The organism is Dietzia cercidiphylli, from assembly GCF_014145145.1.
Lineage (GTDB): Bacteria > Actinomycetota > Actinomycetes > Mycobacteriales > Mycobacteriaceae > Dietzia > Dietzia natronolimnaea.
Genome location: NZ_JAALEA010000108.1, coordinates 1 through 5,879, shown reverse-complemented (window position 1 = coordinate 5,879; position 5,879 = coordinate 1). Strand labels below are relative to the sequence as shown.

General features: G+C 69.2%; 6 protein-coding genes. All 6 read right to left on the bottom strand.

Annotated elements, in window-relative coordinates; translation table 11 throughout:
• Positions 1-133: 133 nt before the first annotated feature.
• Positions 134-835: an urea ABC transporter ATP-binding subunit UrtE gene (gene urtE, locus G6028_RS04745; RefSeq protein WP_179523259.1), complete on the bottom strand. Its 702-nt coding sequence runs from the start codon at positions 833-835 to the stop codon at positions 134-136.
• Positions 832-1,719, bottom strand: a complete 888-nt coding sequence (urtD, locus tag G6028_RS04740) for an urea ABC transporter ATP-binding protein UrtD (protein ID WP_182658201.1) — start codon at positions 1,717-1,719, stop codon at positions 832-834. Before urtD ends, urtE begins: the two co-directional genes overlap by 4 nt.
• Positions 1,716-2,933, bottom strand: coding sequence for an urea ABC transporter permease subunit UrtC (urtC, locus tag G6028_RS04735; RefSeq protein ID WP_241730545.1), 1,218 nt, complete (start codon positions 2,931-2,933; stop codon positions 1,716-1,718). The genes urtD and urtC overlap by 4 nt, the downstream gene beginning before the upstream one ends.
• Positions 2,930-3,814 (bottom strand): urea ABC transporter permease subunit UrtB, encoded by an 885-nt coding sequence (gene urtB, locus G6028_RS04730; RefSeq protein ID WP_182610272.1) that lies wholly within the window; start codon positions 3,812-3,814, stop codon positions 2,930-2,932. Before urtB ends, urtC begins: the two co-directional genes overlap by 4 nt.
• Positions 3,815-3,898: 84 nt before the next feature.
• Positions 3,899-5,152 carry an urea ABC transporter substrate-binding protein gene (urtA, locus tag G6028_RS04725; RefSeq protein ID WP_182610273.1) on the bottom strand — a complete coding sequence of 418 codons (1,254 nt, stop codon included), beginning with the start codon at positions 5,150-5,152 and terminating at the stop codon, positions 3,899-3,901.
• 157 nt (positions 5,153-5,309) lie between these two features.
• A partial coding sequence (locus G6028_RS04720; RefSeq protein ID WP_182658200.1) for an urease accessory protein UreD occupies positions 5,310-5,879 on the bottom strand: 570 nt, incomplete at its 5' end.

Genomic DNA, 5,879 nt, shown 5'->3' with positions numbered 1-5,879 from the left:
CCGCGCTGACCGGTCCCGCCGCCCGGCCCGCCGCCCGGCCCGCAGTCCGGCCCGCGGCATCGAGAAGAGCGTTCCGCACACCTGCCTCTCGGCCGATGTGTGCGGAACGCTCTTGGCGAGGGGGCTGGTTCGCTCAGATCGCCAGCGCCGACGTCACCTCGTGGGCGGCGGTGTCGTCGGAGGCGCCCGAGTGGGTGACCCGCCCCGACTCCACCACGTAGAACACGTCCGAGGCCCTCAGGGAGAACCCCACATGCTGCTCGACCAGCAGCACGGACAGGTCGCCGCGCGAGGCCAGGTCCACGATGATCCGCTCGATCTCGGCCACGACATTGGGCTGGATCCCCTCGGTCGGCTCGTCCAGCACCAGCAGCCGCGGCTCGGTGATGAGCGCCCGGGCGATGGCCAGCTGCTGCCGCTGCCCACCGGAGAGCAACCCGGCCTTCCGATCCAGCAGCTCCTTGAGCGCCGGGAACAGGTCGAGTGACTCGTCGATGAGCGCCTTCCCCCGCTTGCGCCCGTCCGCCACGACCCGCAGGTTCTCGGCGGTCGTGAGCTGGGTGAACGACTGCTGACCCTGGGGCACGTAGCCGATACCCAGCGCCACTCGGCCATGCGGTTTGAGTCCGGTGATGTCCTGGCCGTCGAAGGTGATCGTGCCGGCCTTGCACGGCAGCAGACCGACGGCGGCCCGCAGCAGGGTCGTCTTTCCCGCCCCGTTGTGTCCGAGCACCGCGGCCACGCCCCCGGCGGGGACCTCCAGGTCCACCCCGTGGAGCACCTCGGACCCGCCGTACCCGGCGCGGACGCCGGACATCTGCAGTAGTGCGCTCATTCGTCTGACTCCATCTCGGGTTCGGTGCCGCTTTCCGGCTCGGTACCGCTTTCCGGCTCGGTACCGGTTTCCAGTTCGGTGCCGGTGGCGGCCGCGGTGCCCAGATACACCTGCTGGACCTTGGGGTCGGCCTGGATCTCGGCGACCGTGCCCTCGGCGAGGACCTTGCCGGCCGCGAGAACGGTGACCGAGGTGGCGAAGTCGCGCATGAAGTCCATGTCGTGCTCCACCACCACCACCGTGCGGTCGGCGGCGATGCGCTGGAGCAGTTCGCCGGTGGCCTTGCGCTCATCCGCCCCCATGCCGGCGACGGGTTCGTCGAGGAGCATCACGTCGGAGTCCTGGACGAGCAGCATGCCGATCTCCAGCCACTGCTTCTGACCGTGGGCCAACACCCCGGCCTTGGTTCCGGCCAGGTGCTCGAGACCGATGGTGTCCAGCGTCTCGGCGACCACGGTCGCGCGGCCTCGGCGACGCCGCAGCAGGGTCATCCATCCCCGACCGGAGCCGGCCGCGATGTCCAGGTTCTGCTCTACCGTGAGGTCCTCGAAGATGCTGGCCGTCTGGAAGGTCCGGCCGATCCCCATGCGGGCGATCTTGTGTGTCTTCATCCCCAGCACCGGTTGCCCGGTCTTGTCGACCGTCCCCGTCGCCGGGACGAGCCCCGTGATCGCGTCGACGACGGTGGTCTTGCCCGCGCCGTTGGGTCCGATGAGGAACTTGAGATCACCCTGGATCAGCGTCAGGTCCACCCCGTCGACGGCACGGAACCCGTCGAACGAGACGGTCAGACCGCGGACCTCCAGGTAGGTCCGTCCCGTCGAGGCGCCGGCGCGGCCGCCTCCGGCCCCGGTCGAATCGGTGGCCACAGCGGTGGGGGTCATGGGGTCTCCTCCGTGTTGGATCCGGTGGATCCGGTGGTGGCGGGGGTCGCGGGGCCGGACCCGGTGGACCTGCGGCGCCGGCGGATGACGAACAGGCTGGCCAGACCGCCGGGCAGGAAGCCCACGACGACGATGAAGAGCACACCCTGCAGGTAGGTCCACTGCGACGGGTAGGCCTCGGAGAAGGTCGTCTGCGCCCAGGCCACTCCGATCGCTCCCAGGACCGGGCCGAGCAACGTGGCCCGGCCACCGATCGCGACGCCGATGAGGAACGCGATCGACGGGGCGATGCCGATCGCCGAGGGCGAGATGATCCCGACGATCGGGACGAACAGCGCGCCGGCGATCCCGGCGGCGAAGGCGGCGACCGCGTACGCCAGGGACTTGACCAGCGCCGGGTCGTACCCCAGGAAGCGGACCCGCTCCTCCTGGTCGCGGACGGCCACGAGCAGCTCACCGAAGCGCGACTGCATGAACTGGCGCACCAGCAAGACCACACCGATGAGGGCGCCACCGGTGATGAAGTACAGCATCTGGCGGTTGGCCGGATCAGACAGGGCGAAGCCGAAGAACCCGGTGAACCGGTTGAGCCCGTTGGAGCCGCCGAGCTCGGGCCGGCTGACCAGGAAGATCGCCGCGGCGGCCGCGAGAGCCTGGGACAGGATCGCGAAGTAGGCGCCCTTGACCTTGCGGTTGAACACCAGATATCCGAACCCGAAGGCCAGCAGGGGCGGCAGGAGCAGGATCACCACGAGGGTGAACACCGGCGAGGCGAACGGCTCCCAGTACCCGGGAAGCGATCGCATCCCGGCGATCTGCATGAAGTCCGGCAGGGCGTCGGGACCGCCGCGGTCGCGGGCGTCGGCGAGCTTGAGGTACATCGCCATGGCGTACGCGCCGACGCCGAAGTACACGCCCTGACCCAGCGTGAGCATGCCGCCCCGCCCCCACGCCAGGCCGATCCCGCTGGCGACGATGCCGAAGCAGAAGAACTTGGCCAGCAGGTTGAGCCGGAACTCGCTCAACAGGGCGGGTGCGACGCCGAAGATGAGGATCGCGGCGACGGCGAGCGCCACCCAGAACACCCAGCGGGGTCGTTCGCCCTCGGTGGTCAGCTCGCCGGGCAGGGGCAGACGAGGTGGCCGTCCCCGACGACCCGCGGCCGGCTCGGCCGGGTCCGGGGTGGTGGTGCCGATGGTGGCGGTGTCGGTCATGCCAGGCTCCTGGTCTTGACGGCGAACAGCCCCTGCGGGCGGATCTGGAGGAAGACGATGATCGTCACAAAGACGAGCACCTTCGCCACGGAGGCGGTCGTGGAGTATTCGAAGAACGAGTTGAGGATCCCCAGCGCGAAGGCCGCGATGACGGCGCCCCTCAGCTGACCGAGGCCCCCGACCACCACCACGAGGAAGGCGTCGATGAGGTAGGACTGCCCGATGGTGGGGCTCGTCGAACCGATGAGGGTCAGCGCCACGCCCGCCACCCCGGCGAGGCCGGAACCGATGAAGAACGTGGTCAGGTCACTGCGGCGTGAGTTGATGCCGGAGCTCTCGGCGAGGTCGCGGTTGAGGGTGACGGCCCGGATGCGCCGCCCCATCGGGGTGAACCGCATGGCCGCCATGAGTGCGGCGACACACGCCACCGCCAGGAGGAAGATGAAGACCCGCGTGTACGGGACGGAGGCCCCGAGCAGGACCAGGTTCCCGCGGAGGAACGCGGGCACCTCGACGTTGACGGCGGGGGCTCCCCAGATGTCGCGCGCGATCTGTTGCAGCACCAGCCCGACGCCGAAGGTGACGAGCAGTGTGTCGAGCGGTCGGGCGTACAGCCGTCTGATGAGCAGCACCTCGAGGATCACCCCGAGCAACCCGCCCACCACGAACCCCGCCACGAGGGAGATCGCCAGCCCCGCACCGGAGGCGGCGACGAACTGTTGGATGACGTAGGCCGTGTAACAGCCGGCCATGATGAACTCGCCGTGCGCCATGTTGATGACGCCCATCTGCCCGAAGGTCAGGGACAGGCCGAGCGCTGCGAGCAACAGGATCGAGCCGATGCTCAGTCCCGTCGCGAGTTGACCGATGATGACGTCCACACCGGCTCCTTTCTCCTGCGTGCGCCCGCCCGCGGCGGCCCCGGTGACCGGGACCGCCGCGGGGGGCGGTGGACTCGGACTAGGTCAGTTACCGGACAGGTCGCCGGCCCAGTCGTAGCCCTCGAGGAAGGGGTCCGGCTCGATGGGCTCGCCCGAGCTCCACACCTCGTAGATCAGGCCGTCGGGGCGGATCTCCCCGACGAGTGCGGTCTTGGAGATGTGGTTGTTGTCCCCGTTGATCGTCACGGTGCCCTCCGGGGCGTCGAAGCTCACGCCGCCGGCGTTCTCCTGGATCTCGGCGACGTCGAAGCTGCCCGCCTTCTCGACCGTGTTCTTCCACAGGAACAGCGAGGTGTACGCGGCCTCCATGGGGTCGGAGGTGACCCTGTTCTCGCCGTACTTGGCCTTGAACGCCTCGACGAACGACGTGTTCTCCGGACTCTCGATGGTCTGGTAGTAGTTCCACGACGTGAGCTGGCCCTCGATATTGTCCGCGCCGATGCCCTGGACCTCTTCCTCGGCGATCGACACGCTCACCACCGGGGTGTCCTCGGCGGTGAGGCCGGCGTTGGTGTACTCGCGGAAGAAGGCCACGTTGGAGTCGCCGTTGAGGGTGTTGAAGACGGCGTCCGGGTCGGCGGTGCGCACCTTGTTGACGATGGTGGAGAAGTCGGTGGACCCGAGCGGCGTGTAGTCCTCACCGAGGATCTCGACGTCGTTGGCCTCCGCCCACGCCTTGATCACGCGGTTGGCGGTCTGCGGGAAGACGTAGTCCGAACCGACGAGGTACATCGATTCGACGCCCTGCTCCTTGAGGTACTCCAGCCCCGGGACGATCTGCTGGTTGGTGGTGGCGCCGGTGTAGAAGATGTTCTCCGACGCCTCGAGCCCCTCGTACTGGACGGGGTAGTAGAGCAGCGCGTTGTTGTCCTCGACCACCGGCAGCATGGCCTTGCGGGAGGAGGAGGTCCATCCCCCGAAGATCGCGGCCACGCAGTCGCTGGTAATGAGCTTCTGCGCCTTCTCCGCGAACACGGCCGGGTCGGAGGCCCCGTCCTCGACCACGGTCTCGATCTGCTTGCCCATCACTCCGCCGTCGGCGTTGATCTGCTCCACGGCGAGCTCGACGGAGTCTCGCACGGTCCGCTCGGAGATCGCCATGGTTCCCGAGAGCGAGTGCAGCGACCCGATCTTGATGGTGTCGCCTGAGGTGTCCACGCACGATTCCGCGGAAGCCGCGGCGGTGTCCGAGGTGCGGTTGCCGCAGGCGGTGAGGGCTCCGGCCCCCAGGACCACGAGGGCGGCGGCGGCAGCAGTGCGTCTGGAGATGGATTTCACGCGGGTTCATCCTTGCCGTGGGCGGGCTGTCGATGGCCCCCGCTTCTCGGGGATCGACGCTCGATGAACGCAAAGTTATGAGTTTCATGTGAGCCGCACGGTTCCACAGTGTTTCGTCTGTGTTGCCTCGATCCACCTGCAGTGAACCCTGGGTTTCTCAGCCCTTGCGCAGGTCCGGCGCCGGCGCCCCCAGGACGTGTTTCCGGGCGGCGGACCACACCGCGCGAACAGCGGCATCCACCGCCTCCGGGCTGCCGCCCACCACCCGGGCCCACGCCCCGCACCCCTCGGGCAGGGTGCTCACCCCGCAGCGCACTTCATCCCAGCGCACGCCCACGCTCGAGCCGATGGCCGCACGCATCGAGGCCGCCAGGTCCGCCGCCGGCCCCGGCGCCAGCACGAACAGTGTGCCGATGGCATCGGACCCGCCGGTGACCATGTCGTCGTCGGGCCCGGTCTGTCCGGCGCCGACCCCGGCGCCGACCCCGGCACCCGCTCTGCCCATGATCCGCGTGGTGTCCACCACCACCGGGGTACCGTCGGGACGGGTGATCTCCACCTGGGAGACCAGCGCGTCCACCGCCCACCGCTCGCCGCGCGCCACCCGGCCGGCGGTGAGGACGTCGGAGACCACCAGCACCGCGTCCTCGGGGACCGTCGCCCGCAGCCGCTGCTGGAACCGGCTCCCGGCGTACGGGATGAGGGGGTCGGGAACCCACTCGCACAC

What these genes read in the sequence shown, in the direction of transcription:
- urtD (WP_182658201.1), bottom strand. Translation starts at nt 1,719, where the DNA reads ATGACCCCCACCGCTGTGGCCACCGATTCGACCGGGGCCGGAGGCGGC.
- urtE (WP_179523259.1), bottom strand. Translation starts at nt 835, where the DNA reads ATGAGCGCACTACTGCAGATGTCCGGCGTCCGCGCCGGGTACGGCGGG.
- urtC (WP_241730545.1), bottom strand. Translation starts at nt 2,933, where the DNA reads ATGACCGACACCGCCACCATCGGCACCACCACCCCGGACCCGGCCGAG.